The sequence below is a fragment of the Streptomyces sp. NPDC006997 genome (assembly GCF_040635175.1).
GTDB lineage: Bacteria > Actinomycetota > Actinomycetes > Streptomycetales > Streptomycetaceae > Streptomyces.
Map to the genome: position 1 here is coordinate 35,582 of NZ_JBEYHH010000005.1, position 26,180 is coordinate 61,761.

The following is a 26,180-nucleotide window of genomic DNA, read 5'->3' on the forward strand; positions in this document are numbered from 1 at the left end:
TCGTCTGCCACATCGGCCCATCTTTCCCCGTCGATTGTGACCTACGCGACCGTAGGAAGGGGTTGACGGGCGGTGAGATAAGCCACTGCCAAAACCTTGGTCAATTCCGGAATACGCCGACGGCCGGACCCGGTCAGGTGGGTCCGGCCGTCGGCGCGGTCGCGGCGCGGGCGTCAGCCGATGGAGACGCCGTGCGAGCGGAGGTAGGCCACCGGGTCGATGTCGGAGCCGTAGTTGGGGGTGGTGCGGATCTCGAAGTGCAGGTGCGGGCCGGTCGAGTTGCCGGTCGAGCCGGACAGGCCGATCTGCTGACCGCCGGTCACGGTCTGGCCGCTGGAGACGGAGAGCGAGGACAGGTGGGCGTACTGGGCGTAGTAGCCGTCGGCCAGCTTGATGACGACCTGGTTGCCGTACGCACCGGCCCAGCCCGCGGAGACGACGGTGCCGGGTCCGACGGACTTCAGCGTGGTGCCGGTGGCGGCGGCGAAGTCGACGCCGGTGTGGTAGCCGCTGGACCACATGCTGCCCGCCACCTTGTAGCCGGTGCCGACGGCGGCGCCGTCGACCGGCGCGCTGTAGCCGGTGGCGGCGGACTGGGCGGCCGTGGAGGCGCCGGCGGAGGACTCGGCGGACTGCGTCGGCTGCTCCGGCTTCGCCTGCTGCTCCGGCTTGGCCTGCTGCTCCGGCTTGGCCTGCTGGGTGGCCTTCGGGGCGGACCGCTTCTTGGTCTCGCCCTGCGCCGCGGCCTTCTGGCCGATGCTGAGCTTCAGCCCGGGGTGGATCAGCGAGGGGTCGGCACCGACGGCCGCGCGGTTGTCCGCGTAGAGCTTCTTCCAGCCGCCGCTGACGTTCTGCTCGTCAGCGATCTTCGAGAGATAGTCACCGGCACGGACGGAATACGTCCGCACACCCGACTTCTTCGCGGTGGACTTCTTCTCGGCGGCCGACTTCTGCACCACGGGGGCGGAGTGGACGGCCTTTTCCGAAACGGACTGCGGGGTGGCGGCGTTGGCGCTGGCGGCCCCCATCAGGGGCAGGGCGAGCGCGGCGCCTCCGGTACCGGCCACGGCGATGGACCGGGCGATACGCAGGGACTTGGGACGGCGGTGCTTACCCTTCGCGGGCATGATGCGTTCCTCTCCTGCGCCTGCGAGGTGAGCTGTCGGGTGCGGACTGGAGATGTCCGGCCGCACCGAGGTGCGGCTTAACCCCAAGCCGTTCCGGGAACCGGAACAGGCGGTCTACCTGTGGGTCCCCCGCTCCTGCCGGGCACGGGTCAGTTTGCGCGGAGTCCGGACGGCGGCAGGATTCGGCGTTCCGTCCGGGATCGGTGTGGAACGTAAGCGAGCAGGACGCGAGGGGACAAGCGAGAGTTTCCGCCCGAACGTCTTTTTCTTGATCCCTTGTGGTCATTACCGGTCACACTGAGTTGTTCCGCGGGGCGACGCTTTCCCCAAAAGCCCTTGAAAGAGCCCTTGATTACGTGAGCATGACGGGCGACTCACGGTCACGGCTATGACGCTGCTCACGTGCCGGAATTCCAGGTCACCGCATTCCGGAGCTAGTTGGAACGGAAGCGGCTAATTCGGACAGGCGACACAGAAAGCGCCGACGGCTCAGACGCGGCGCAGTCGGAGAACCGCCGCGTCGAGGTCACCGCGCAGCCCCAGCCGTATCCCGTGGTGCAGCAGCACGGCACCGCGGTGGATTTCTCCCGTTTCCCGGCATTCGTACGAGCTTGCCGGGTCCAGTCCGCGGAGCCGGAGCGCGGGGACCGGCTCACCGTGGTGCTGCGCCTGGAGGCAGGCGAGGACGACCGACTCCGCGCCCCGCACGTACTGCACCGCGCTCAGTCCGCCCCGGGGCGGGCGCAGCCGGTAGAGGTCCCCGCGCTGCACCAGCGGCCGGATCTCCCGGTAGAGCGCCACCCAGTCGCGGGCCTCGGCCAGCTCCGCCGCGCTCCAGCGGGTCAGGTCGCCGCCGATCCCCAGCACCCCGGCCATCGCGCTCACGAACCGGAAGCACAGCGAGCTGACCCGCCCGTTGAGCTGGTCGTTGGGGCTGTCGGTCACCCAGGCGGCCATCACGCGCGCGGGGTGGAGCTGGCTGAAGCCGTGCTGGATGGCGAGCCGGTCCAGGGGGTCGGTGTTGTCGGAGGTCCACACCTGGTCCGTACGGCTCAGGACGCCCAGGTCGATCCGGCCGCCGCCGCCCGAGCAGGACTCGAAGGCGACGCCGGGGTGGGCCGCCCGCAGCCGGTCGAGCAGCGCGTACACGGCCCGTACGTGGTCCACCCAGAGCCGCGACGGGTAGGGCTCACCGGGCCATCCGGCGTCGGTGAAGCAGCGGTTGAAGTCCCACTTCACGTAGTCGATGGGCGCGCTGGACAGCAGGGCGTCGAGACGCTCCCACAGGTACTCCTGGACGTCCTCGCGGGCGAGGTTGAGGACGAGTTGATTGCGAAACTCTGTCCGCTTACGTCCCTTTTGGTACTGCACCCAGTCGGGGTGCGCCCGGTACAGGTCGCTGTCCGGGTTGACCATCTCGGGTTCGACCCAGATGCCGAACCGCATTCCCAGCGCCCGCACGTCCTCGGCGAGCGGCGCCAGGCCCTTCGGGAAGCGGTCGGGGTGGGGCGTCCAGTCGCCGAGCCCGGCGTGGTCGCCGGTGCGGGAGCCGAACCAGCCGTCGTCGACGACGAACAGCTCGACGCCGATCTCCGCGGCCCGCCGGGCCAGGGCCCGCTGCTGGTCCTCGGAGATGCCGAAGCCGGTCGCCTCCCAGGAGTTGAACAGCACCGGCCGGTCCCGGTCCGCGTCGGGGATGACGTACGCCCGCTGGTAGCGGTGCCAGGCCCGGCTGGCCCCGCCGAAGCCGCCGTCGCTCCACAGCCCGGCGAGGACGGGGGTGGTGTAGGACTCCCCGGCGGCCAGCCGCAGCAGCCCCGCGTCGTCGTGCCCGGCGCCGCCGGTGATCTGCACACGCGCGTCGGGCAGCTGGGCGACGGTGATCCGCCAGGAGCCCGACCAGCCGAGGGCGCAGCCGTAGACCTCGCCGCACTCCTCGGTGGCGTCGGTGTCCAGGGCGACCCAGGGCAGGTGCTGGTGGCCGGTGTGCCCGCGGCGGCTGCCGATGACCTTCTCGCCGTAGGTGAGCGGGGCGGCGGTCAGCCGGGACTCGGCGGCCCAGCGGCCGTGCAGCTGGCTCAGCCGCCAGCCGTCGCGCTCCGGGAGCGTGAAGACGGCGGAGTCGGCGCGCAGCAGCTCCACCGCCCGGGCGCCCGCGTTCTCGACGGTGGCCCGGCGTTCGACCACGTCGTGCCGGATCCGGTAGTGCAGGGTGACGACCAGACCCGCGTCCGGGTCCGCGTCCCGGAACCGCAGCCGTACGCCGTCGGGGTCGGCCTCGTGGCGTTCGAAGGCCCACTCGGTGCCGCGCCGCCCGTCGTCGGTGCGCGCGGACAGGGCGGGGCGGGTGAAGCGGGGGCCGCCCTCGACGGGGTACTCCTCGCGGCCGTCGAGCCGGGACTCGAAGGGCCAGTGGTCCGGCAGCGGGCGGGCGGCGAGCGCCTCGGCGTCCGCGAGGGCGATGCGCGGGCCCCAGTGCAGGTGCAGCAGCTCGTCGGCGTCGGTGAGGTGGACGGCGTAGCTGCTCGTCGGCCCGGACAGCAGCCACGTACGGCCGTTCTCGGCGATCTCCACCGGCACTGGTCCCACCCACCCCGCAGATCCCGACAGCTCCGCTCAACACCCAACATCATCAACCGTTTCCGGGCGGGAGGGCAACGCCTGTGGACGACCGGGGGCCCTCCCTTGTGGACAACTCATTGCCCCAGGAATCCATGTCGTATGGTCAAGGGCGTACCCGTCGGCGATCGGCGCCGCCGGGGCCGATGGGAGGGAGCCCCCGTGACGCAGCAGGTCCCGTCGACCGAGCCCGAACTGGCTGGCGTACGCAACTTCCGTGACGTGGGCGGACTGCCGACCGTCGACGGCCGCCGGGTGCGGCACGGTGTGCTGTTCCGCAGCGGCCACCTGGCGCACGCCACCGACGAGGACGCCGCGTTCCTCACCTCCCTGGGCCTGCACACGGTCTTCGACTTCCGCAACGCCGCCGACCAGAAGCTGGAGGGGCCGGACGTCGAGCTGCCCGGCGTGCGCAACGTGAACCTGCCGCTGTCGGACCCGGCGGACGGCGCCGAGTTCTGGAAGATGGTCCGCGACGGCGACCTGGAGCAGCTGCGCTCGGTCCTCGACGACGGCAGGGCGGCGGACCGGATGATCGCGTCCTACCGCATGATCATCAGGGACCGCACCGCCGAGCACTCCCGGGTGCTGCGCTCCCTGGCCGAGGACAGCGTGCCCGCGCTGATGCACTGCGCCGCGGGCAAGGACCGCGCGGGCCTGTCGATCGCGGTGACGCTGCTGGCCCTGGGCGTGGAGCGGGACGCCATCCTCGCGGACTACCTGGAGTCCAACGCCACCCACCGCCGCTACAAGGTGCACCGCAGCGGCAGCGCGTCCTCGGCCTACTCCCCCGAGGTGATGGAGCTGCTCAGCCCCCTCTTCGACGCCCGCGCGGAGTACCTGTCGGCCGCCTTCGACACCATCGAGGAGACCTGGGGCGGCGTCGACACCTACCTCGTGCGCGGTCTGGACGTCACCCCCGAGGTCCGCGACCAGCTGCGCGAACGCCTCCTCGACTGACCGGCCGGAGCGACTGACCGGCCGGAGCGCTACTTGGCCCCCACCTCGAAGAGCAGGTACAGGAACGCCGCGAAGAGGTGGCCCGCCACCACGTAGACGAACAGGCGGAACCAGATGCCGCGGGGCAGCTTCTGCTCCATGTCTCTGTCACTCATGGGTGTCTCCAGGGGTGGGGCCGAGGCACAGCGTGGCCGTCGGGCTCTGCAGAAGAGTGTGCACGAACAGGAGGTCCACCCCCGCACCGGTCCCGGCCGCGAGCCGGTGCGGGGTGAGGGAGTCGAAGTGGGCGCTGTCCCCCGGTCCGAGGCGGTGCGCGGTGTCGCCGAGCCGCAGGCGCAGCTCGCCGCGGAGCACGTACAGCCACTCCTCGCCGGGGTGCACCCGCACCACGTCGCCCTGCGAGCCGTACGGCACATGGACGCGCAGCGCCTGCATCCCGCGCCCGGCGGCGCCCGCCTGCCAGTAGGTCCAGCCGCCCGCGCGGGTCGGCTCGGTCTCCGCGCCGCGCAGGACGGCGTCCCGGTCGGCGACGGTCTCGCCGAGCAGCTCGGAGACGGTCGTACCGTAGATCCGGGCCAGTGCGAGCAGCATCGGCAGCGAGGGCTGGCGCTGCCCGGTCTCCAGCCGGGAGAGGTGGGCGGGCGACAGCCCCGCCGAGCGGGCCGCGGCCTCCAGGGTGAGGGCGGCCCGGCGGCGCAGCGCGCGCAGCTGGGGTGCGACGGTGGGCGGCAGGGCCTCGGGTCCGCCGGAGGCCGCCGCGTCTTCCGGTGCGGGCATGACCCCATTGAGCCGCAGGGTTGCCTCTGAGGCAATTCTGTTGCCTCAGAGGCAAAAAGTCCGGTTACCGGTTCGCCACCGCCTGCTTCACCAGCGTCTTGCCGAACTCCCACACCAGCCCGCCGTCGTGCGCGTCGTCCATCACCGCGGTGAACGCCTCGACGAACCGGTCCACTTCCCGCTCCCCGATGACCAGCGGCGGAATCAGCTTGATCACCTCCAGGTGGTCGCCGGAGACCTGGGTGAGGATCCGGTGCCGCTGGAGCAGCGGGACGACCACCATCTGCGCGAACAGTCCCCTGCGCGCCGCCTGGAGCATGTGCCAGCGGGTGCGCAGCCTCAGCGAGCTGGGCCGGCCGAACTCGATGCCGATCATCAGGCCCCGGCCGCGGACGTCGGCGAGCAGCTCGTAGCGGTCGACCAGCGCGGCGAGCCGGGTGCGCAGCAGGTCGCCGGTGGCGCGGGCGGCGGCGACGGTCCGCTCCCGCTCCATGACCGACAGCACCGCCAGGCCCGCCGCCATGGCCTGGGCGTTGCCGCCGAAGCTGGCCGAGTGGACCAGGACGCGGTCCATCGAGGAGTAGACCTTCCTGAAGATCCAGTCCTTGCCGAGTGTGGCGCCGACCGGCACGTAGCCGCCGGAGAGCGCCTTGGCGACGCAGACCAGGTCCGGTTCGACGCCGTCCTCGTGCTGGTAGGCGTAGAAGTCGCCGGTGCGGCCGAGGCCGGTCTGCACCTCGTCGGCGATGAGCAGCGCCTTGTGCCGGCGCAGCAGCTCCTGGGCGGCGCGCAGGTAGCCGGGCGGCGCCTCGTGTACGCCCTTGCCCTGGATCGGCTCGACGATCAGCGCGGCGACGTCGCCCTTCCGCAGCTCCCGGGCGAGCGCGTCGAGGTCGCCGAGCGGGACGGCCGTGTCGGGCAGCAGCGGGGCGAAGCCGTCGCGGAAGCCGGACTCGCCGTTGACGGACAGGGAGCCGGTGGTCAGCCCGTGGAAGGCGTGCGCGCAGTACAGGACGCGCGGTCTGCCGGTGGCGTAGCGGGCGAACTTCAGGGCGGTCTCCACCGCCTCGGTGCCGCTGTTGCCGAAGAAGACCCGGTCCAGGTGCGGGCTGTGGGCGAGCAGCCGCTCGGCGAGCAGTCCGGGCAGCGGCTGGCAGTCGAAGCGGGTGAGGTCGGCGAGCGAGGCGTCGAGGACGTCGTGCAGCGCCTTGCGGACGACGGGGTGGTGGCGGCCCAGGCCCATCACCCCGAACCCGGCGAGCATGTCCAGGTAGTCGTTGCCGTCCGTGTCCCAGAAGTAGGCGCCCTCGGCCCGCTCGTAGACCTTGTCGAAGCCGATGGTGTGCAACATGCGCGGCAGCTGGTGGTTGAGGTGCCGGGCGTGCAGGTCGTAGCGCTCGGCGCCGCGTTCGGCCAGCAGCGCGCCGAGGTCGAAGTCCGCGCCCGGCGCCGGGCCCGAGGGGGGCGGCACCGGCGCGGACGGCTGGGGCACGGATTCCGTGGTCGTCATTCAGTCTTCTCCTCGCACGACGTCTTCACCTCGGACGACCTCAGCCGGAGCCCGGTCACCGCCACCCGCCGCCCGCTCCCGCGCCACCGCGAGGCTCGCGCTGATCCGCCCGGCGATCTCCACCGGTGTCAGGCCGATGTCGGCGAGCACCTCGGCGCGCTTGGCGTGGGTGAGGAACTGTTCCGGGATGCCGAACCGGCGTACGGGGACGTCCACGTCCGCGTCCCGCAGCGCCAGCTCCACCGCGGCGCCCACCCCGGCCGCGCGGCTGTTGTCCTCGACGACCGCGGCCAGCCGGTGGCGGGCGGCGAGCCCCGGCAGCGCCGGGTCGACGGGCTTGACCCAGCGCGGGTCGACGACGGTGCAGCCGATGCCGCGGGCCTCGAGGAGTTCCGCGGCCCGGAGGCAGACCGGCGCCATCACGCCCACGGCGACCAGCAGCACCTGAGGCGCCTCGGCCCGGTGCAGCACGTCCACGCCGCCGACGCGGTCCACCGCCGGGATCGCGGGGCCGACGTTCTCCTTGGGGAAGCGGACCAGCGTCGGCGCGTCGTCCACGGCGACCGCCTCCCGCAGCTGGGCGCGGAGCTGGTCGGCGTCGCGGGGCGCGGCGATCCGCAGTCCGGGGACGACCTGGAGGACCGACAGGTCCCACATGCCGTTGTGCGAGGCGCCGTCGACGCCGGTGACCCCGGCCCGGTCGAGCACGAACGTCACCCCGCAGCGGTGCAGCGCGACGTCCATCAGCAGCTGGTCGAAGGCGCGGTTGAGGAAGGTGGCGTAGACGGCGACGACCGGGTGCAGTCCGCCCGTGGCCAGCCCCGCCGCCGAGACCGCCGCGTGCTGCTCGGCGATGCCGACGTCGTAGACGCGGTCGGGGAAGCGCTCGGCGAACGCGCCGAGGCCGACGGGGTGCTGCATCGCGGCGGTGATCGCCACGACGTCCGCGCGCTCCTCCCCGATCCGGACGATCTCCTCGCCGAACACCGACGTCCACGACGGCCCGCCGGACGGGGTGAGGGGCGCGCAGGTCAGCGGGTCCATCACGCCGACGGTGTGGAAGTGGTCCTCCTCGTGGGCGAGGGCGGGTTCGTAGCCGCGGCCCTTCTCGGTGAGGCAGTGCACGAGGACCGGCCCGTGGAAGCGCTTGGCGCGGCGCAGCGCGGACTCCACGGCGCGGGTGTCGTGGCCGTCGATCGGGCCGACGTACTTCAGGCCCAGGTCCTCGAACATGCCCTGCGGCGCGAAGGCGTCCTTGAAGCCCTTCTTGGCGCCGTGCAGCGCCTCGTAGACCGTGCCGCCGACCACCGGGGTGCGCAGCAGCACCCCCTTGCCCCAGGCCAGGAACCGCTCGTAGCCGTCGGTGGTGCGCAGGGTCGCCAGGTGGTTGGCGAGGCCGCCGATGGTCGGCGCGTAGGAGCGCTCGTTGTCGTTGACGACGATGATCAGCGGCCGGTCCTTCGCGGCGGCGATGTTGTTCAGCGCCTCCCAGGCCATCCCGCCGGTCAGCGCGCCGTCGCCGATCACCGCGACGACGTGGCCCTTCCCGCCCCGCACCTGACGGGCCTTGGCGAGGCCGTCGGCCCAGCCGAGCGCGGTGGAGGCGTGGCTGTTCTCGATGACGTCGTGCTCGGACTCCTCCCGCGAGGGGTAGCCGGACAGGCCGCCCTTGCCGCGCAGCTTGGAGAAGTCCTGACGGCCGGTCAGCAGCTTGTGGACGTAGCTCTGGTGGCCGGTGTCCCACAGGACGCGGTCGACGGGCGACTCGAAGACCCGGTGGAGCGCGATGGTCAGTTCCACCACCCCCAGGTTGGGCCCGAGATGGCCTCCGGTCCGGGCGACCGCGTGGATGAGGAACTCCCTGATCTCCTCGGACAGTCGGCCAAGCTGCGCCTCGGGCAGCGCCTTCAGGTCGCGTGGTCCCCGGATCGTCTCAAGTATGGTCACGCTCGGGCCCCCTCTCGGTCCGTGCTGTTTCCAGCGTCTAGCTCACAGTCACTTCCGGTTTCCCGGTGACGGTGGGGGCGCCGGACCCGGCGCCGTCCTGTTCCATGCGCTCGGCGATCTTCATCGCCTCTTCGATCAGCGTCTCGACGATTCTGGACTCGGGGACGGTCTTGACGACCTCGCCCCTGACGAAGATCTGGCCCTTGCCGTTGCCGGAGGCCACCCCGAGGTCGGCCTCCCGGGCCTCCCCCGGCCCGTTGACGACGCAGCCCATGACGGCCACCCGCAGCGGCACCTCCATGCCGTCGAGGCCCGCGGTGACCTCCTCGGCCAGCTTGTAGACGTCGACCTGGGCCCGCCCGCAGGACGGACACGAGACGATCTCCAGCCGCCGCTCCTTCAGTCCCAGGGACTGGAGGATCTGGATGCCGACCTTGACCTCCTCGGCCGGGGGCGCGCTCAGCGAGACCCGGATGGTGTCGCCGATGCCCTGGGAGAGCAACGCCCCGAAGGCGACGGCCGACTTGACCGTGCCCTGGAACGCCGGGCCCGCCTCGGTCACCCCCAGGTGCAGGGGGTAGTCGCACTGGGCGGCGAGCTGCTGGTACGCCTCGATCATCACGACCGGGTCGTTGTGCTTGACCGAGATCTTGATGTCCCGGAAGCCGTGCTCCTCGAACAGCGACGCCTCCCACAGCGCCGACTCCACCAGCGCCTCCGGGGTCGCCTTGCCGTACTTCTGGAGCAGACGGCGATCCAGGGAGCCCGCGTTCACCCCGATCCTGATCGGCGTGCCGTGGTCCCTGGCGGCCTGCGCGATCTCCTTCACCCGGTCGTCGAACTGCTTGATGTTGCCGGGATTGACGCGTACGGCCGCACACCCGGCCTCAAGCGCCGCGAAGACGTACTTCGGCTGGAAGTGGATGTCCGCGATCACCGGGATCCGCGACTTGCGGGCGATGGTCGCGAGCGCGTCCGCGTCGTCCTGCGTGGGGCAGGCGACGCGGACGATCTGGCAGCCGGAGGCGGTGAGTTCGGCGATCTGCTGGAGGGTGGCGCCGATGTCGGACGTACGCGTCGTCGTCATCGACTGCACCGACACCGGGGCCCCGCCCCCGACCGGGACCGGCCCGACCTGGATCCGCCGCGACGCACGCCGCTCGGCGATCGGCCGGACCGGTACCTCGGGGACGCCCAGCGGTACGGCGGTCACGGGGTCACTCCCGGTTCCCGGAGACCGTCTCGCGCATCGCGCGCAGGGACTCCTTCAGGGAGCCCATGGTGGCGAGGACGGCGGTCGGCTCGTAGCCGCAGTGCGCCATGCAGTTGGCGCAGCGCGGGTCCTTGCCGCGGCCGTACTTGTCCCAGTCGGTGTCCTCGATCAGCTCGCGGTACGTCGGCACGTACCCGTCGCTCATCAGGTAGCAGGGGCGCTGCCAGCCGAAGAGGGAGTAGTTGGGGATCGCCCAGGCCGTGCACGGGAAGTCGACCTTGCCCTCCAGGAAGTCCAGGAAGAGCGGCGAGTGGTTGAGCCGCCACCTGCGGCGGTTGCCGCCGGAGAACGCCTTCTTGAACAGCTCGCGGGTCTGGTCGACGCCGAGGAAGTGCTCCTGGTCGGGCGCCTTCTCGTAGGCGTAGGCGGGCGAGATCATCATCTCGTCGACCTGGAGGTCGTCGTTGAGGAAGTTGAGTACCTCGACGATGGTCTGCGGGGTGTCGGTGTTGAAGAACGTGGAGTTGGTGGTGACCCGGAAGCCGCGCCGCTTGGCCTCCTTGATCGCCGCCACCGCCTCGTCGAACACGCCCTCCTTGGCCACGGACTCGTCGTGCCGCTCACGCAGCCCGTCGATGTGGACGGCGAACGCGAAATACGGCGAGGGCGTGAACTTGTCCATCTTCTTGCGCAGCAGCATGGCGTTGGTGCACAGGAAGACATACTTCCGCTTAGCCACCAACTGGCGCACGATCTCGTCGATCTGCGGGTGCATCAGGGGCTCACCCCCGGCGATCGACACCATCGGCGCACCGGACTCCAACACGGCGCCCACGGCCTGCGCGACCGGCATACGCTGCTTGAGCACGCCCGCCGGATGCTGGATCTTCCCGCAGCCCTCACACTTGAGGTTGCAGGCGAAGAGCGGTTCCAGCTCGACGATCAGCGGAAACTTGTCCCGCCTGCGGAGCTTCTGTTCAGCCAAGTACGTAGCGACCTTGATGGACTGGCGCAGCGGCATGGCCATCTGGCTCACCTCCTGGGGAGCAGTGCGGAACGGTGCCATTCGAAAAAAGCGGGAAGTACGGAACGAAGAACGCGGAAAGCAGATATTCCACCGCGCAGCGTGCCGATCCGGACGAGTTCATGTTCTGGAGCGTCCACGACCACCCGGACGGCCGCAACCGGGCGCACGCCCGCGCGGACGGCGCTCAGGAGCGTGGCCGCCGACTCCATGTCGACGGCGATCGCGCCGGTGGTGAGCAGTTCGGCCCGCTCCTGGCCGCGGACCACGTGGTCGGCGCCGGTGAGCGGCCCGGTGTGCACGGTGCGGCCGGGTACCGCCCGCGCCAGCTCCTTGACCAGCAGTTCGGTGCCCGTGCAGGGGGTGCGCCCGCGCGGGTCCCGGGTCTCCTCGGCGACGACCAGGTCACCGGGGTGCATCCCGGGCGCGAGCCCCGCGCAGAAGCCGGTGGCGAGCACGGCGGCGTCCCGCAGCGCGGCGCCGGTCAGGGCGCGGGTGACGGAGCGCTCGGCCGCCTTGGGGCCCATGCCCGTGCGCAGCACGGTGACGGGCCCGTCGGCGCCGCTCCGGTCGCCGGTGCGCAGGGCGAACTGCTCGATGCCGAGCGCGCAGGCGATCAGCAGCGGTGCCGGTGTCGGCGGTGCCGCCATCAGCCCCCCTTGGCCGCGGCGCGCGGCTTCAGGACGGCGGGCTCCCCGTACACGTACCGGCCGAGCGCGGTGACCGGGAAGACCTGCCGGTAGAGGTGGTAGTTGATGGAGAAGTCCCAGGGGAAGCCGGTGCCGGTGAAGTACGGCTCGTCCCAGGAGCCGTCCTCGCGCTGGGTGGCGGCGAGCCACTCCACGCCGCGTTCGACGGTCTTGGAGTCCTTCTCCCCGGCGGCGAGCAGCGCCAGCAGCGCCCACGCGGTCTGCGAGGCGGTGGAGGCGCCGCGGCCCCGCCACTCCTCGGCGTGCTGGTAGGAGCGCAGGTCCTCGCCCCAGCCGCCGTCCTCGTTCTGCACGCTCTCCAGCCAGCCGACCGCGCGCCGGATCGCCGGGTGCGAGGCGGGCAGTCCGGCGGTGACCAGGGCGGGGACGACGGAGCCGGTGCCGTAGACGTAGTTGACGCCCCAGCGTCCGAACCAGGAGCCGTCCGCCTCCTGCGCGTCGAGGAGCCAGGCGATGCCGCGCCGGGTGCGCGGGTCGTGGGCCAGGCCCTCCACCGCGAGCATCTCCACGACGTGCGCGGTGACGTCCGCCGACGGCGGGTCGATGACCTCGCCGAAGTCGCAGAACGGCAGCCGGTTGGGGAAGGGGCTGGTGTTGTCGACGTCGAACGCGCCCCACGCGCCGTTCCTCGACTGCATCCCGAGGTTCCAGCGCACCCCGCGGCCGATGGCCTTCTCCACGCGCTCCGGGTCGTGGTGCCGGACCCGGCGCAGCGCGAGGACCACCTCGGCGGTGTCGTCGATGTCGGGGTAGTTGTCGTTGTGGAACTCGAACGCCCAGCCGCCGGGCGGCAGTCCGGGCCGCCGCACCGACCAGTCGCCGGGGCGCACGATCTGCTCGCCCAGCATCCAGTCGGCGGCCTTGACCAGCGCCGGGTGGTCGGCGGGCACGCCCGCGTCGGCGAGCGCGATGGTGGCGAGGCAGGTGTCCCAGACCGGGGACTGGCACGCCTCGATCATCCGGGCGCCGTCCTCCCGCCGGACCGCGAACCGGTCCAGCGACTCCAGGCCCGCGCGCATCACCGGGTGGCCGAGGTCGTAGCCGAGCAGGTGCAGGGCGATGACCGAGTAGACGGCCGGGGGCTGGATGCCGCCCCAGCAGCCGTCGTTCTCCTGCCGTTCGATGATCCAGCGGGCGGCGGTGTTCAGCGCGGCCCGGCGCAGTCGGCGCGGGGCGACCCTGCGGAAGGCGTGCAGGGCCTTGTCGATGCGCTGGAAGGCGCCGTCCCAGGTGGTGGCGGGGGCGAGCGGCCGGTACGGGTTGGGGTCGGCGGGGTCGGTGTGCAGTTCGTCGAGCGGGAACGGCGCGGGCCGCACCGGGCGCTTGGCGGAGACGATGGTCAGCGGGACGATGGTCTGCCGCGCCCAGCAGCCGAACTCGTAGATGTTCAGCGGGGCCCAGGTGGGCAGGTAGATGATCTCCGGCGGGAGTTCGGGCAGGTCCTCCCACTTCCACCAGCCGAACAGGGCCAGCCAGATCCGGGTGAAGACCCGGGCGGCGGCGATCCCGCCGCGGGCGCGGATCCAGGCGGACGCCTTCGCCATGTGCTCGGCGTCGGGGGCGTCCCCGGCGAGCCGGAGGGCGACGTACGCCTCGACGGTGGCCGACAGGTCGCCGGGGCCGCCGAAGAAGGTGGCCCAGGTGCCGTCCGCGCGCTGCTCGCCGCGGATGAACAGGGCGGCGGCGTGGCTGGTCTCCTCGTCCAGGATGCCGAGGAACTGGCGGAGCAACAGGTCCTCGGCGTCCATGGTGACGTTCGTCTCCAGGTCGCCCTTCCACCAGCCCTCGGTGTCCTGACGGGCCAGCAGGTGCTCCGTTGCGCGCTGCACCGCGCGCACGGCGGCTTCCTGGACCCCGGTCGCCGCCGGGGTGGTGGTGATGGTGGTGGTTTCGCTGGCCGCGGCAGCGCGGGGCGGCAGGGTGGCCCCGGTGCTTCCGTCGGTCGTCGCTGTCATGGCTTCCCCTTCGTGCAGTGCTGCAAGTGGTGCGTCTGCTGTGGGTCCGCCGTCGGCCGGAGCGCGCTGCTCCGGCCGGCGACTACGCGAGGTCTATCCGGCCAATAATGATCATCTCTCTCGTACGACGACGAAGTCCGCGAGCGCCGTGAACCGGTCGCGCACCCGGTCGGGCATGTCGACGGCGTCGAGGGCTTCGATGGCGATGGTGTGCTGGCGGCGGGCCTCCTCGGCGGTCCAGCCGCGTCCGCCCGCGTCCTCGATGAGGGCGGCGCGGACCGCGAACTCCTCCTCGGAGAAGTCCGCGAAGTCGGGTTCCTTGGCGTCGGCGGCGAGGAGTTCGGCGAGGTGTTCGGAGGCGGGGCCGCCCGCGGCGAGCGCGGCCACCACCGGCAGGGACTTCTTGCGCTGGCGCAGGTCGCTCCAGGTCTGCTTGCCGGTGGCGTCCGGGTCGCCCCAGATGCCGAGCAGGTCGTCGATGGCCTGGAAGGCGAGGCCGAGGTGGTAGCCGTAGCGCTCCAGGGCGTCGGCGGCGCGGTCGTCGGCGCCGCCGAGGACGGCGCCGATGGAGCTGGCGCAGGCGAGCAGGGCGCCGGTCTTGTTGCCCTCCATCTCCAGGCACTCCTCGACGCTGACGCGGTCGCGGTGCTCGTAGGAGATGTCCTGTGCCTGGCCGTCGATCAGGGCGCGGGTGGCGGTGGTCAGCCGACGGGCGGCGCGGCCCGCCTCGACGCTGCCGAGTTCCAGCAGCACCTCCTGGGCGAGGGCGAACAGGGCGTCGCCGACCAGGATGGCCTGGGCCGGGCCGTGCACCTTCCAGACGGTGTCGCGGTGGCGGCGCTGTTCGTCCCCGTCCATCAGGTCGTCGTGCAGCAGGGAGAAGTTGTGGACGAGTTCGACGGCCACGGCGCCGGGGACGCCGGTCTCCGGCGCGGCTCCGGCGACCTCGGCGGAGAGCACGGCGAGGGCGGGGCGTACGGCCTTGCCGCCGTCGCCCGCGGCGGGGTTGCCGTGGGCGTCGATCCAGCCGAAGTGGTAGGCGGCGACCGTGTCCATGGGCGGGGCGAGGCGGTCGACGGCCGCCCGCAGCACCGGCGTGGCCAGGGTTCGGCCGCGCTCCAGGAGAGCGGTCACGTCGACCGCGTCTCTAGCGGCCATCGAGGCCGGGGGCACAGGGGGCACGTTCTCTCCTCTTGTTGCTGTGCGGGGGGTGCGGGTGCCTGCCGCGCGCTGATCGAGTGTCACGCCGCCTCCTCGACGTCGAAGAGGTGGGCGGGGCGGGGCCTGCCGAGGGCGTGCAGCGCGGCGTCGGCCGCGTTGATGCCGCTGCGGACCGCACTCTCCATGGTCGCGGGCCAGCCGGTGGCGGTCCACGCGCCGGCCAGGTACAGGCCGGGGGCTCGGGTCCGGGCGCCGGGCCTGAGGCGGCCGACGCCGGGGGCGGGGGCGAAGGTGGCGGTGCGCTCCCGGGTGACGAAGAAGTCCCGCACCGTCGCGGCCCGGGTGTGCGGCAGCAGCCGCTCCAGCTCGGGCAGGTAGCGCTCGCGCAGGTCGGCGACGGGGGCGTCGATGTCGTCGCGCGCGGCGGACTGGGACAGCGCCAGGTACTGGCCGCTCTCCAGGCCGGAGGCGGCGGTGCGGTCGAAGACCCACTGCACGGGGGTGCCGAGCGCGGCGAGGAAGGGCGCGTCGAGCACCTTGCGGTCGTAGACGACGTGGATGTTGAGGATCGGCGCGGTGCCGATGCGGGTGAGCCGTCCGGGGTCGTCGAGGGCGCCGTCGGGGAGCAGGGCGTGGGTCTCGTGCTGGGGTACGGCGAGGACGACGGCGTCGGCCCCGATGCGGTCGCCGGGAACTTGCACGGCCCAACGACCGTTGTCCTGGAGGGAGATGGAGGTGACGCGTGTACGAGTGCGGACGCGTACGCCCGCGGAGTCGAGCGCCTTGCGGGCGAGCCGGTCGTGCAGTTCGCCCAGCGGGACGTGTGCCCAGCCGATGTCGGCCGCGCCCGGGTCGGAGAGCAGACCGGTCTTGAACACCATCGCGGCGAGCCCCAGCGAGGTGTCGCCCGCGAACGCGTTGAGGGTGGCGACCCCGACCAGGTCCCACAAGGCCTCGACGGCGCGCGCCGACTGGCCGTGCGCGGTCAGCCAGCTGCCGAAGTCCTGGGTGTCCAGGGTCGGATCGGCGAGGTCGAGCCCCTTGAGCGCGAGTGCGGCGCGTCCCACCCGGGCGCGGTCGGCGAGCGGAAGGTGCGGGTAGGCGGCGAGGCTGCGGCCCAGGTGCAGGGGCACGGGCAGCGCGTCGCGGCGGATCCTGCCGAGGCGCCGTCCCTCGGGGCGGGTGACATCGACGACCGGGACGTCGAGGCGGTCCTGGAGCGGGGCGAGGGCGGCGCCGTCGATCCGGTCGAGGAACCAGCGGTAGGCGGTGCAGCAGCGCAGGTAGACGTGCTGTCCGTTGTCGACGGTCAGCCCGCCGCGCTGGAAGGAGAAGGCGAGGCCGCCCAGGCGTGGGCGGCCTTCGAGGAGGGTGACCTGGACGCCCGCGTCGGCGAGCGCGAGCGCGGCGGTGGTCCCGGCGAGCCCGCCGCCGATCACGACGGCGTCCCGGGCGGCCTCCGCGGCGGGGTGCGCGCGTGGTCCGTCCCCGTCCGTGCGGTCGGTCATCGCGCCCCCTCCTCCACGGCGGTGCCACCGTGCTCCGTGCGGCCTGGACGGCAGGTCGTCGCAGTCAGGGACGCCCGCCCGCCCCGGAGGGTTGCCCGCCGCTTGGCGTGGGCGCCCGGGGCGGGACCGCGGTGGTCCAGGTGATCCATCAGGCGCGCCTCCTGACGGACCGCCGGGTGACGTGGCGGGCGTCCAGTCCGGACAGTCCGCGCACGGCGACGTAGGCCTTCTCCCGGCCGGGCAGGGAGACCCGGCCGCGGAGCACGGCCTCGGGGTCGCGTTCGATGCGGTCCAGAAGGCGGCGGTAGATGCCCGCCATGGCGGCGACGCAGGCGCCGCTGCGGCGGTCGAGCATGGGGAGCAGCCGGTAGCCCTCGGCGAAAAGGGCGCGGGCCCGACGCACTTCGAAGTGCACGAGGCCCGCGAAGTCGGAGCCCTCCGGTGGAGTCGGCCCGTGGAACCCGGCCGAGCACCCGAATTTCGCGAGGTCGTCGGAGGGCAGATAGGTCCGGCCGTCCTCGGCGTCCTCGCGGATGTCTCTGAGGATGTTGGTGAGCTGGAGGGCGAGGCCGAGGGTGTCGGCGTACTCGGGTGCCCGCTCGGCGCCGCGCGCGCCCGGTGCGGTGCCGAAGACGCCGAGGGAGAGCCGCCCGATGGCGCCCGCGACGCAGCGGCAGTACGCCCTCAGGTCGTCCCAGGTCTCGTAGGTCTCGCCGCGGACGTCCATCAGGACGCCGTCGATCAGCTCGTCCAGGCCGCCCAGCGGGATCGGGAAGGCGCGGGCGGCGTGCGCGAGGGCGACCGCGACCGGGTCGGTGTCGTCCTCGTCGACGGCCCCGTCCCGGATCCGGGTGAGCAGCGCCCGGGTGTCCTGGAGCCTGCTGACCTTCACCTCGCCGTCCAGCGCGCCGTCGCCGATGTCGTCGACCCGGCGGGAGAACGCGTACAGCGCCGACATCGCCCGCCGCTTGGGGGCGGGCAGCAGTCTGATGCCGTAGGCGAAGTTACGCGCCTGCTGTCCGGTGACCGTCTCGCAGTAGCTGTAGGCGGCGAGTACCGGCGCGGACGCGTGTGGTGGAGACTCCACGGTCCGGATCACCCCTCTCCTCGCAGAGTCACGCCCACCTCACGCAGCAGCCGGACCTTGCCGGGCTTGGGCGGGCCGGGAAGTACGTCGTAATCGGCGGCGGCGATCGCGTCGATCGCCGCCCTTCCCCCCGCCACGAACCCCGCGAGCAGCAGCCTCAGTCTGCCGTGGACGCTACCCACCAGGGGGGCGCCTTCATTCAGGAGTTCGCGGGCGCGTTGTGCTTCGTACGCGACCAGGGCGCGCACCGACGCGCCGGTGGTCCTCGGGGTGAGGTCCGCTTCCTGGACGTGGAAGCGCTTCATGTCCTCGGCGGGCAGGTAGATCCGGTCGCGGCCGAAGTCCTCGGCCACGTCCTGGAGGTGCTCGACGATCTGGAGCGCGGTGCAGATCGCGTCGGAGCGGCGGATGCGCTCGGGGGTGGCCGTGCCGGTGACGGCGAGGACGAGTCGGCCGACCGGGTTGGCGGACAGCTCGCAGTAGGCGAGCAGGTCGTCGTAGCTCTCGTAGCGGCTGACGAGCTGGTCCTGGCGGTTGGCGGCGATCAGGCCGAGGAACGGCTCGGGGGTCAGCGCGCACCGGCGCACGGTGGGCTGGAGGCGGCGCAGCAGGGGGTGCCGGGGGGTGCCGTCGAAGACCCGGCGCAGGTCGGCCTCGAAGGCGTCGAGGAGGGCCAGCCGGTCCTCAGCAGCGTCGGGGGCGACGCCGAGGAGGGCGGCGTCGGCGCCGCCGGGTGCCAGGTCGCCGTCGCCGATGTCATCGACCAGACGGGCGAAGCCGTAGACGGCCATGAGGTCGGTGCGCCAGGCGCGGGGCAGGAAGAAGGGGGCCACGGGGAAGTTCTCAGCCGTGGCCTTGTCGAGGGTCGCGCGTTCCGGGTCCCCGGCGCGCGTCGTCGCTGCTCCGGTCACCGTTCGCTGCCCGGGGCGGGGACGGCACGTGCTGCGCGGAGCCGGGGAGTTTCCGTAGCCATTGCCGTCACATCTCCCGTTCTACACTGCGGACCCAATACACACTATTTCGGACACGCCGCCCGGTGCTCGGCGCGGCGGTCCCGGATCAGGGTGTCGCGCAGTATGGCCCTTATTGCCGTGATTCGGCACCGGTACAGCTTACGTTGTACAACGGACCGGGCAGCTCGGGGGTGTCCTGCACATCACAAGAACACACCGATTGGCTCCAAGATTCCTACGGCCGCGCAGAGTTGACGTTTCCTTTGCAGACGCGGGCCCCGCCGGGACAGTTCCCACGGGACCCGCGGCGGGTGCCGCTACTTGCCGGAGAACTTCTCGTACTCCTTGAGGACCTCGTCGGTCGGGCCGTCCATGCGCAGTTCGCCCCGCTCCAGCCAGAGCACGCGGTTGCAGGTGTCACGGATCGACTTGTTGTTGTGGCTGACCAGGAAGACCGTCCCGGCCTCCTTGCGCAGCTCGCGGATGCGGGCCTCGGAGCGCTTGCGGAAGCGGCCGTCGCCGGTGGCGAGCGCCTCGTCGATCATCAGGACGTCGTGGTCCTTGGCGGCGGCGATGGAGAACCGCAGCCGGGCCGCCATGCCGGAGGAGTAGGTGCGCATCGGCAGGGTGATGAAGTCGCCCTTCTCGTTGATGCCGGAGAAGTCGACGATGTCCTGGTACCGGGCGCGGATCTGCTCCCGCGACATGCCCATCGCGAGACCGCCGAGGATGACGTTGCGCTCGCCGGTGAGGTCGTTCATCAGGGCCGCGTTCACGCCCAGCAGGGAGGGCTGGCCGTCGGTGTAGACGCGGCCCCGCTCGGCGGGCAGCAGTCCGGCGATGGCGCGCAGCAGGGTGGACTTGCCGGAGCCGTTGGAGCCGATCAGGCCGATCGCCTCGCCCCGGTAGGCGACGAAGGAGACCCCGCGCACGGCGTGCACCTTGCGCACGCCCCGCTCGTTGTCGTCGGAGCCCCGCCGGAGGATGCGGCTGAGGGCGGCGGTGGCGCTGCCCCGGCCGCCGCGGGTGCCGTTGACGCGGTAGACGATGTGCAGGTCGTCGGCGATGACGGTGGGGACGCGTGCCCCGCCCTCGTAGGCGCTGACGTGGTCGGTCTTGTCGAGGTCAGCCACGGCCGTACTGCTCCTCGGCCTTCCAGAAGTACACGAACCCGAAGGCGCCGACGAGCACGGCCCAGCCCAGGGCGAAGGCCCACACGTGCGGTGGGAGGTACTCGGTGCCGTAGCCGTCGATCATCGCGAAGCGGACCAGGTCCATGTAGATCGCGGCGGGGTTCCACTGGAGGAGGTCGCTCAGCCAGGTCGGGGCGTCCTTGTTGGCGAGCATCGCCGGGATGCTGAACATCACGCCGGAGGCGTACATCCAGGTCCGCAGCACGAACGGCATCAGCTGGGCCAGGTCGGGGGTCTTGCTGCCCATCCGGGCGAAGGTCAGCGCGAGGCCGGTGTTGAACACGAACTGGAGCACCAGCGCGGGGATCACCAGCAGCCAGGCGGGGCTCGGGTAGCTGCCGAACCCGATCATGATGATGACCAGCACGATCAGCGAGTACAGCAGCTGCTGGAGCTGCTGGAGCGCGAAGGAGACGGGCAGCGAGGCGCGCGGGAAGTGCAGGGCGCGCACCAGGCCGAGGTTGCCGGAGATGGCGCGCACCCCGGCGAGCACCGAGCTCTGGGTGAAGGTGAACACGAAGACGCCGGTCACCAGGAACGGCACGTAGATGTCGTGCGGGATGCCGCGGCGGGCGCCGAGCAGCAGGCCGAAGATGAGGAAGTACACCGCGGCGTTCAGCAGCGGCGTCGCCACCTGCCACAGCTGGCCCAGCTTGGCCTGGCTGTACTGGGCGGTCAGCTTGGCCCGGGAGAAGGCGAGGATGAAGTGGCGCCGGTCCCAGAGCTGGCGGACGTAGTCGACGAGCGAGGGCCGGGCGCCGCTCACGGACAGGCCGTACTTCGCCGCCAGCTGCGCCGCGGTCAGTGACTCGTCGGGCGACGGGAGCGTGGTCGTCACCGCGACTCCTCCGTCGTGCGTTGTCTCACTCACAAGTGGAAACTTTCGTCTTCGATCCGAGCGGCCCGCGCGGGGCCCGGCACGGGTCGATGCTCTCAGGGAAGAGCTTGTCAGATCACCGGGGGTCGGCCCAGTCGGGTCAGCCGCCACACCGTACGCCACTTCATGGGCCTGCGGGGACCGCAGGGGCTGGCCCAGCCCTCCCGGAAGCCGCCGAACCAGGCCTTCAGGGCGGGCCGGGAAGGGCGCCGCACCAGGGTGAGCAGCAGCCAGACGCCCAGGTAGACGGGGACGAGGAGGGCGGGCAGGTTGCGCCGGGCGAGCCAGACCCGGTTGCGGGCGACCATCCGGTGGTAGACCGCGTGCCGGGAGGGCGCGGTCGTGGGGTGGTGGAGCACCATGTCCGCGCGGTAGTCGATCATCCAGCCCGCGTCCAGGGCCCGCCAGGCGAGGTCGGTCTCCTCGTGGGCGTAGAAGAACGCGTCCGGCAGGCCGCCGACCTCGGCGAGGACCCGCGTGCGGACGGCGTTGGCGCCGCCGAGGAAGGTGGTGACCCGGGAGGAGCGCATCGGGTCGGAGGCGCGCAGCCGGGGGACGTGGCGGCGCTGGGTGACGCCGGTGTCCGGGTCGGCGATGCGGAAGCTGACGATGCCGAGCCGGGGGTCGGCGGCGAACGCCTCGCGGCACAACTGGGCGGTGTCGGCGCGGGCGAGCAGGCCGTCGTCGTCGAGGAAGAGCAGGATGTCGACGTCCCGGCCGCCGGGGCCGAACGCCTCGATGCCGACGTTGCGGCCGCCGGGGATGCCGAGGTTCTCGGGCAGCTCGACGGTGCGCACCCCGGCGGGGACGTCGGGCACCGGGGAGCCGTTGCCGACGACGACCACCTCGACGGCGGGGCCGTCCTGCTGGGCGACGGAGTCCAGCAGGGCGCGCAGCTCGGCGGGGCGGTTGCCCATGGTGATGACGACCGCGCCGACCTTCAGCGAGGCGGCGTCCACGGCGTTCACCGAAGCCTGCTGGAGGCGAGGATGGACACCAGGTGCAGCAGCGTCTGGAGCAGCGCGATGCCCGCCAGGACGGCGACCCCGAGCCGGGAGAAGAACAGGTCGTCGCGGACGGTGTCGAGGATCGCCAGGACGAGGATCAGCAGCGACGCCTCGATGCCGAGGACCAGCCGGTGGAACTTGAGCGCGGCGGCGGCGCGGCGGGCCAGCGCCATGCCGGAGGAGCGCGGCTCGGCCGCCGCCTCCTGCACCGGGGGCAGGCCGCCCTGGTGGCGGGCGACGCCGACCAGGTCGGTCTCGGCCTTGATCAGGATGGCGCCGAGCGCGGCGAGGGTGCCGAGGAAGGCCCACAGCCAGTCGATCCGGCCGCTGCCCCACAGGTCGGCGGCGCGCAGCCCGAAGCCGACGAGGACGGCGGCGTCGCACAGGTAGGCGCCGACCCGGTCGAGGTAGACCCCGCCGAGGGAGAACTGCTTCTTCCAGCGGGCCACCTCGCCGTCGACGCAGTCGAGCAGCAGGTAGAGCTGGACCATCAGCACGCCGAGGACGGCGCCCGGTATGCCCGGCACCAGCAGCGCGGGCGCGGCCAGGACGCCGAAGCCGGTCATCAGGTACGTGAGCTGGTTGGGGGTGACCCGGGTGTTCACCAGCAGGCGGGTGATCCGCAGCGACACCTCACGCATGTAGAGGCGTCCGCCCCAGTGCTCACCGCTGCGCCGGTCCTTGACCCCCGCGGGGTGGACGACCGGACGGAGTTCAGCTACCGATGGCCTTGACATAGTCGGCGTACGTGTCCTTGATCTGGTCGGTGTTCAGTTCTAGGTGTTCGAGGATCGTGTAGCGGCCGGGCCGGGTCCGGGGGGCGTACTCCACGACGCGGAAGAACTCCTCCGCGGTGAAGCCGATGTCCTCGGGCAGCACCGGCAGGCCGTGCCTGCGCAGCACCCCGGCCATGTACGCCGACTCCTCGTGGGCGCCGCGCAGCCACATCGCGAAGGCGGCGCCGAGCCCGCACTGCTCGCCGTGGGCGGCGGCGCGCTGGGGGTGGAGCAGGTCGAAGGCGTGGTTGATCTCGTGGCAGGCGCCGGAGGAGGGGCGGGAGTCGCCGGAGACCGACATCGCGATCCCGGAGAGCACCAGCGCCTCGGCGAGCACCTGGAGGAAGTCGTTGTCGGCGACGGTGCCGGGGTGGCGCAGCACCGCCTCGCCCGCCTGCCGGGCCATGGCGGCGGCGAGGCCGTCGATCTTCTCGCCCTTGACCCGTCCGGCCAGTTCCCAGTCGGCGATGGCGGAGATGTTGGAGACCGCGTCGCCGATCCCGGCCCGCACGTACCTGACCGGCGCCTGGCGGACCACGTCGAGGTCGATGACGACGCCGATCGGGTTGGGCACGCCGTAGGAGCCGCGCCCGGCGTCGTTGTCGAGGGTGGCGACCGGGGAGCACAGGCCGTCGTGGGCGAGGTTCGTCGGTACGGCGACCAGGGGCAGGCCGACGCGGGCCGCGGCGAACTTGGCACAGTCGATGATCTTGCCGCCGCCGAGGCCGACCAGGGCGTCGTAGTGCCCGGCCTTCACGGCACCGGCCAGCCGGACGGCGTCGTCGAGGGTGCCGCCGCCGACCTCGTACCAGGAGGCGCCGGGCAGCGACGGACCGATCCGCTCCCGCAGCCGGGCGCCCGAGCCGCCGCTGACCGCGACGGCGAGCTTCCCGGAGTGCGAGATCCGCTCGTCGGCCAGGACGCATCCCAGGTCGTCGAGGGCGCCCGGGCGGATGTCCACGACGACCGGCGAGGGGATGAGTCGGGTCAGTACCGGCACGCGATCTCCCGTCCCCGGGCGAGGTCGTCGTGGTTGTCGATCTCCACCCACGGCACGTCACCGATCGGGGCGACGTCGATACGGAAGCCGCGGTTGACCAGCTCCTGGTAGCCGTGCTCGTAGAACTGCTGCGGCTCGGTCTCCCAGACGGCGCGCAGCGCGTCGGCCAGCTCCGGGGCGGCGTCGCCCTCGATGAGGGTGACGCCGATGTACTCGCCGGTCGCCTCGGCGGGGTCCATCAGCTTGGTGATGGTGCGGACGCCGCGCTCGGGGTCGGCGACGACCTTCATCTCCTCGTCGGCCAGCGACTTCACCGTGTCCAGGGCGAGGATGATCCTCTTGCCGTCGCCGCGGGCGGCGAGCAGCGTCTTCTCGACGGAGACCGGGTGGACGGTGTCGCCGTTGGCGAGGATCACGCCGTCCTTGAGGGCGTCACGGCCGCACCAGAGGGAGTAGGCGTTGTTCCACTCCTCGGCCTTGTCGTTGTCGATGAGGGTGAGCTTGAGGCCGTACGTCTTCTCCAGGGCGGCCCTGCGCTCGTACACGGCCTCCTTGCGGTAGCCGACGATGATCGCGGCTTCGGTGAGGCCGACCTCGGCGAAGTTGCCGAGGGTGAGGTCCAGGACCGTCGGCTCGCCCTCGATGCCCGCGGGCCCCACCGGCACCAGCGCCTTCGGCAGGGTGTCGGTGTAGGGGCGCAGACGCCGTCCGGCGCCGGCCGCCAGCACGAGGCCGATCATGCGGGTTCTCCTTCGTCGTGTACGGCGGGCGCCCCTGCGGAGGCCCAGAAGCGGATGCTCTCGACGAGCACCACCAGCGCCACGGCCACGGCGAGCGCCGTGAGCGCGACCGTGAACCGCTCCGCGGTGAGCAGCGCGGCCAGGACGGCGACGAGCAGCGTCCGTCCCTCGTGTCCCCCGACGGTGCGCACCAGCCAGGCCGGGGGCGCTCCGGCGTCGCCGCGGATGCGGTACACCGTGTCGTAGTGATGGTAGGCGACGGCGGCCACCAGGCCGAAAGCCGCGGGCAGCGCCCCGTTCACCCCGGCTTCCGCCGCGAGGATCAGTACGGTGCCGTACTCGGCGGCCCGGAAGAACGGCGGGACCAGCCAGTCGAGGGCGCCCTTGAGGGGCCGGGCGACGGCCTCGGCGGAGAGCAGGACGTAGAGGGCGGCGCACAGGACGACCGGCCAGCCGGGGCCGTCGACCGCGGCGACCAGCGGGAGCAGCGCGGCCCCGGCGGCGGCCCACAGGACCCCGGGCACGCGCGGCACGCGCGGCACGCGCGGCAGGACCCGGGTGAGGGCCCGCGCGAGCGCGCCGGAGTCGGCGAGGTCGGCCAGCGCGGTCGCGGCCCGGTCGGTGCGGCGGGCCCTGCGGGTCAGCGAGCGCAGGACGCGGCCCGCCGTGGTGTACGTGGCGGCGAAGGCGCAGCCGACGAGCAGGGCGTAGAAGGTGACGCGCGGGGTGGTGACGGCGGTGAGGACGGCGATCATCGCCCAGCGCTCACCGATCGGCAGGACGATCATCCGCCGCACCCACACCGTCCAGCCGACGCTGTCGAGCTTGTCGGAGAGGGCGGCGGTGGGGCTGGTGTTGGCCGTCGCGTCGGGATCCCCGACGTTCGCCTCGTTGAAGGAGAAGTCGACGACGTGGCGGCAGGTCTGCAGGACCATGGCGCCGAGGGCCAGCGCCCAGACGTCATCGCCGCCGCGGGCCGCGCCGAGGGCGAGTCCGGCGTAGTAGGCGTACTCCTTGGCCCGGTCGAAGGTGGCGTCGAGCCAGGCGCCGAGGGTGGAGTACTGGAGGCTGTAGCGGGCGAGCTGGCCGTCGGTGCAGTCCAGCACGAAGGAGAAGAGCAGCAGTAGTCCGGCGGCGACGAACCCGGCGCGGGTGCCGGTGGCCGCGCAGCCCGCCGCGATCAGCGCGGTGAGCAGGGAGGCGGTGGTGACCTGGTTGGGGGTCAGGCCCCGGCGGGCGCACCAGCGGGCGAGGAACCGGGAGTAGGGGCTGACGCAGAAGGTGGTGAAGAAGCCGTCGCGGGCCTTGACGGCCGACTTCAGGCGTACGGCCTCGTCGTCGACGGCGGCGACGGCCTGCCGTGCCTCGTTGCGGGCCTGCGGGTCGGCCGGGACGGTGGCGACGAGGCTGCCCAGCTCGGGGCGGTGCACGGCGGTGCCGTCGGCGTCCAGGGCGGTGACGACACGGTCGGCGAGGCTGTCGCTGGCGACGAGGGTGCCACCCGTGCCGGAGGAGTTCTCGCGGGCCAGCGCCCGGGTCAGCGCCTGGCGTCCGGCGGGCTGGGCGGTGACGGCGCCGGGGACCGCGGCCAGCGGGAAGCGCGGGTCGGTCAGGCCGAGGCGCAGCGCGTGCGGGTGGCCGACGAAGCGGGCATCGACCACGGCGATGCGCTGGTCGGCGGGGACCCCGGCGAGCAGGGTCTCGGCGTCCGCGGCGTCCGCGGCGGCGCGCACCTCGAAGCCGAGGGAGCGCAGATCGCCCTCGATCGACGATCCCGGGACCGGCTGGCCGGTGAGGATGGCGGTCGGCAACCGAACTCACTCCCTGGGGGCCGACGCCGTGGCGCCGGGCGTGTGCGTGGTGGGGGTCGCCCCTTGGCTGCACCAGGCGGGCGGCATGTCGGCAGAGGCTATCGGATGATGAGAAGACCGTGTTCACCGGCCGTTCATCGCCCGGACGACACGGCCTGCCCCGACCGTCACGTCGATCATCATCACGGATGCGGGGCCCGCCGTACAAAATCAGACCGCAGAACA

Annotated in this window: 22 protein-coding genes and 1 riboswitch; of the genes, 1 reads left to right on the forward strand and 21 read right to left on the reverse strand. The window is 72.4% G+C overall.

Going from position 1 to position 26,180, the window contains the following annotated elements; all coding sequences use genetic code 11:
• Window positions 1-173 precede the first annotated feature (173 nt).
• Together ABZ659_RS06320 and ABZ659_RS06325 are read right to left on the reverse strand one after the other, a co-directional pair.
• Window positions 174-1,127 (reverse strand): LysM peptidoglycan-binding domain-containing M23 family metallopeptidase, encoded by a 954-nt coding sequence (locus tag ABZ659_RS06320; RefSeq protein ID WP_360214057.1) that lies wholly within the window; start codon window positions 1,125-1,127, stop codon window positions 174-176.
• A 4-nt stretch (window positions 1,128-1,131) separates the two neighbouring features.
• Window positions 1,132-1,288, reverse strand: a riboswitch (cyclic di-AMP (ydaO/yuaA leader).
• A gap of 328 nt (window positions 1,289-1,616) precedes the next feature.
• Window positions 1,617-3,707: an alpha-galactosidase gene (locus tag ABZ659_RS06325; RefSeq protein ID WP_360214462.1), complete on the reverse strand. Its 2,091-nt coding sequence runs from the start codon at window positions 3,705-3,707 to the stop codon at window positions 1,617-1,619.
• A 201-nt stretch (window positions 3,708-3,908) separates the two neighbouring features.
• Here ABZ659_RS06325 and ABZ659_RS06330 point away from each other — a divergent pair, with 201 nt between their 5' ends.
• Window positions 3,909-4,706: a tyrosine-protein phosphatase gene (locus ABZ659_RS06330; protein WP_360214059.1), complete on the forward strand. Its 798-nt coding sequence runs from the start codon at window positions 3,909-3,911 to the stop codon at window positions 4,704-4,706.
• Window positions 4,707-4,735: 29 nt separating this feature from the next.
• Here ABZ659_RS06330 and ABZ659_RS06335 read toward each other — a convergent pair whose 3' ends face one another.
• The 19 genes from ABZ659_RS06335 to ABZ659_RS06425 form a co-directional block, all read right to left on the reverse strand.
• Complete coding sequence (locus tag ABZ659_RS06335) at window positions 4,736-4,861, reverse strand: DUF6126 family protein (RefSeq protein ID WP_360214061.1); 126 nt, start codon at window positions 4,859-4,861, stop codon at window positions 4,736-4,738.
• Window positions 4,854-5,483 (reverse strand): XRE family transcriptional regulator, encoded by a 630-nt coding sequence (locus tag ABZ659_RS06340; protein ID WP_360214063.1) that lies wholly within the window; start codon window positions 5,481-5,483, stop codon window positions 4,854-4,856. The genes ABZ659_RS06335 and ABZ659_RS06340 overlap by 8 nt, the downstream gene beginning before the upstream one ends.
• A gap of 64 nt (window positions 5,484-5,547) precedes the next feature.
• A complete protein-coding gene (locus ABZ659_RS06345; RefSeq protein ID WP_360214065.1) occupies window positions 5,548-6,993 on the reverse strand; it encodes an aspartate aminotransferase family protein in 1,446 nt (481 codons plus the stop codon).
• Complete coding sequence (gene dxs / locus ABZ659_RS06350) at window positions 6,994-8,940, reverse strand: 1-deoxy-D-xylulose-5-phosphate synthase (RefSeq protein ID WP_360214067.1); 1,947 nt, start codon at window positions 8,938-8,940, stop codon at window positions 6,994-6,996.
• Between the two features lie 37 nt (window positions 8,941-8,977).
• Window positions 8,978-10,153 carry a flavodoxin-dependent (E)-4-hydroxy-3-methylbut-2-enyl-diphosphate synthase gene (gene ispG, locus ABZ659_RS06355; protein WP_360214069.1) on the reverse strand — a complete coding sequence of 392 codons (1,176 nt, stop codon included), beginning with the start codon at window positions 10,151-10,153 and terminating at the stop codon, window positions 8,978-8,980.
• A gap of 4 nt (window positions 10,154-10,157) precedes the next feature.
• The gene (gene hpnH / locus ABZ659_RS06360; protein WP_360214071.1) at window positions 10,158-11,180 is read right to left on the reverse strand and encodes an adenosyl-hopene transferase HpnH; all 1,023 of its coding nucleotides are present in this window, start codon (window positions 11,178-11,180) and stop codon (window positions 10,158-10,160) included.
• A gap of 5 nt (window positions 11,181-11,185) precedes the next feature.
• Complete coding sequence (locus ABZ659_RS06365; RefSeq protein WP_360214073.1) at window positions 11,186-11,827, reverse strand: 1-hydroxy-2-methyl-2-butenyl 4-diphosphate reductase; 642 nt, start codon at window positions 11,825-11,827, stop codon at window positions 11,186-11,188.
• Complete coding sequence (shc, locus tag ABZ659_RS06370) at window positions 11,827-13,842, reverse strand: squalene--hopene cyclase (protein WP_360214075.1); 2,016 nt, start codon at window positions 13,840-13,842, stop codon at window positions 11,827-11,829. The genes ABZ659_RS06365 and shc overlap by 1 nt, the downstream gene beginning before the upstream one ends.
• Window positions 13,843-13,953: 111 nt before the next feature.
• Window positions 13,954-15,000 carry a polyprenyl synthetase family protein gene (locus ABZ659_RS06375; RefSeq protein WP_360214464.1) on the reverse strand — a complete coding sequence of 349 codons (1,047 nt, stop codon included), beginning with the start codon at window positions 14,998-15,000 and terminating at the stop codon, window positions 13,954-13,956.
• 83 nt (window positions 15,001-15,083) lie between these two features.
• Window positions 15,084-16,511, reverse strand: coding sequence for a hydroxysqualene dehydroxylase HpnE (hpnE, locus tag ABZ659_RS06380; RefSeq protein WP_360214077.1), 1,428 nt, complete (start codon window positions 16,509-16,511; stop codon window positions 15,084-15,086).
• 148 nt (window positions 16,512-16,659) lie between these two features.
• A complete protein-coding gene (gene hpnD, locus ABZ659_RS06385; RefSeq protein ID WP_360214079.1) occupies window positions 16,660-17,610 on the reverse strand; it encodes a presqualene diphosphate synthase HpnD in 951 nt (316 codons plus the stop codon).
• Complete coding sequence (hpnC, locus tag ABZ659_RS06390) at window positions 17,607-18,509, reverse strand: squalene synthase HpnC (RefSeq protein ID WP_360214081.1); 903 nt, start codon at window positions 18,507-18,509, stop codon at window positions 17,607-17,609. The genes hpnD and hpnC overlap by 4 nt, the downstream gene beginning before the upstream one ends.
• 359 nt (window positions 18,510-18,868) lie before the next feature.
• On the reverse strand, window positions 18,869-19,684 hold the full coding sequence (locus ABZ659_RS06395; RefSeq protein ID WP_360214083.1) for an ABC transporter ATP-binding protein: 816 nt from the start codon (window positions 19,682-19,684) through the stop codon (window positions 18,869-18,871).
• Window positions 19,677-20,615, reverse strand: a complete 939-nt coding sequence (locus ABZ659_RS06400) for an ABC transporter permease (protein ID WP_360214085.1) — start codon at window positions 20,613-20,615, stop codon at window positions 19,677-19,679. The genes ABZ659_RS06395 and ABZ659_RS06400 overlap by 8 nt, the downstream gene beginning before the upstream one ends.
• A gap of 77 nt (window positions 20,616-20,692) precedes the next feature.
• The gene (locus tag ABZ659_RS06405) at window positions 20,693-21,565 is read right to left on the reverse strand and encodes a glycosyltransferase (protein ID WP_360214466.1); all 873 of its coding nucleotides are present in this window, start codon (window positions 21,563-21,565) and stop codon (window positions 20,693-20,695) included.
• Window positions 21,566-21,585: 20 nt separating this feature from the next.
• Complete coding sequence (locus ABZ659_RS06410; protein WP_360214087.1) at window positions 21,586-22,365, reverse strand: CDP-alcohol phosphatidyltransferase family protein; 780 nt, start codon at window positions 22,363-22,365, stop codon at window positions 21,586-21,588.
• Window positions 22,343-23,404: an iron-containing alcohol dehydrogenase family protein gene (locus tag ABZ659_RS06415; protein ID WP_360214089.1), complete on the reverse strand. Its 1,062-nt coding sequence runs from the start codon at window positions 23,402-23,404 to the stop codon at window positions 22,343-22,345. Before ABZ659_RS06415 ends, ABZ659_RS06410 begins: the two co-directional genes overlap by 23 nt.
• A complete protein-coding gene (locus tag ABZ659_RS06420) occupies window positions 23,392-24,144 on the reverse strand; it encodes a phosphocholine cytidylyltransferase family protein (RefSeq protein WP_360214091.1) in 753 nt (250 codons plus the stop codon). Before ABZ659_RS06420 ends, ABZ659_RS06415 begins: the two co-directional genes overlap by 13 nt.
• Window positions 24,141-25,955: a DUF5941 domain-containing protein gene (locus ABZ659_RS06425; RefSeq protein WP_360214093.1), complete on the reverse strand. Its 1,815-nt coding sequence runs from the start codon at window positions 25,953-25,955 to the stop codon at window positions 24,141-24,143. Before ABZ659_RS06425 ends, ABZ659_RS06420 begins: the two co-directional genes overlap by 4 nt.
• Window positions 25,956-26,180 lie beyond the last annotated feature (225 nt).

Coding starts and splice junctions, on each gene's coding strand:
- ABZ659_RS06365 (WP_360214073.1), bottom strand. CDS start 11,827: ATGGCGGCACCGCCGACACCGGCACCGCTGCTGATCGCCTGCGCGCTC.
- ABZ659_RS06420 (WP_360214091.1), bottom strand. CDS start 24,144: ATGATCGGCCTCGTGCTGGCGGCCGGCGCCGGACGGCGTCTGCGCCCC.
- shc (WP_360214075.1), bottom strand. CDS start 13,842: ATGACAGCGACGACCGACGGAAGCACCGGGGCCACCCTGCCGCCCCGC.
- hpnE (WP_360214077.1), bottom strand. CDS start 16,511: ATGACCGACCGCACGGACGGGGACGGACCACGCGCGCACCCCGCCGCG.
- ABZ659_RS06335 (WP_360214061.1), bottom strand. CDS start 4,861: ATGAGTGACAGAGACATGGAGCAGAAGCTGCCCCGCGGCATCTGGTTC.
- ABZ659_RS06375 (WP_360214464.1), bottom strand. CDS start 15,000: ATGGCCGCTAGAGACGCGGTCGACGTGACCGCTCTCCTGGAGCGCGGC.
- hpnH (WP_360214071.1), bottom strand. CDS start 11,180: ATGGCCATGCCGCTGCGCCAGTCCATCAAGGTCGCTACGTACTTGGCT.
- ABZ659_RS06410 (WP_360214087.1), bottom strand. CDS start 22,365: ATGTCAAGGCCATCGGTAGCTGAACTCCGTCCGGTCGTCCACCCCGCG.
- ABZ659_RS06320 (WP_360214057.1), bottom strand. CDS start 1,127: ATGCCCGCGAAGGGTAAGCACCGCCGTCCCAAGTCCCTGCGTATCGCC.
- ABZ659_RS06345 (WP_360214065.1), bottom strand. CDS start 6,993: ATGACGACCACGGAATCCGTGCCCCAGCCGTCCGCGCCGGTGCCGCCC.
- ABZ659_RS06340 (WP_360214063.1), bottom strand. CDS start 5,483: ATGCCCGCACCGGAAGACGCGGCGGCCTCCGGCGGACCCGAGGCCCTG.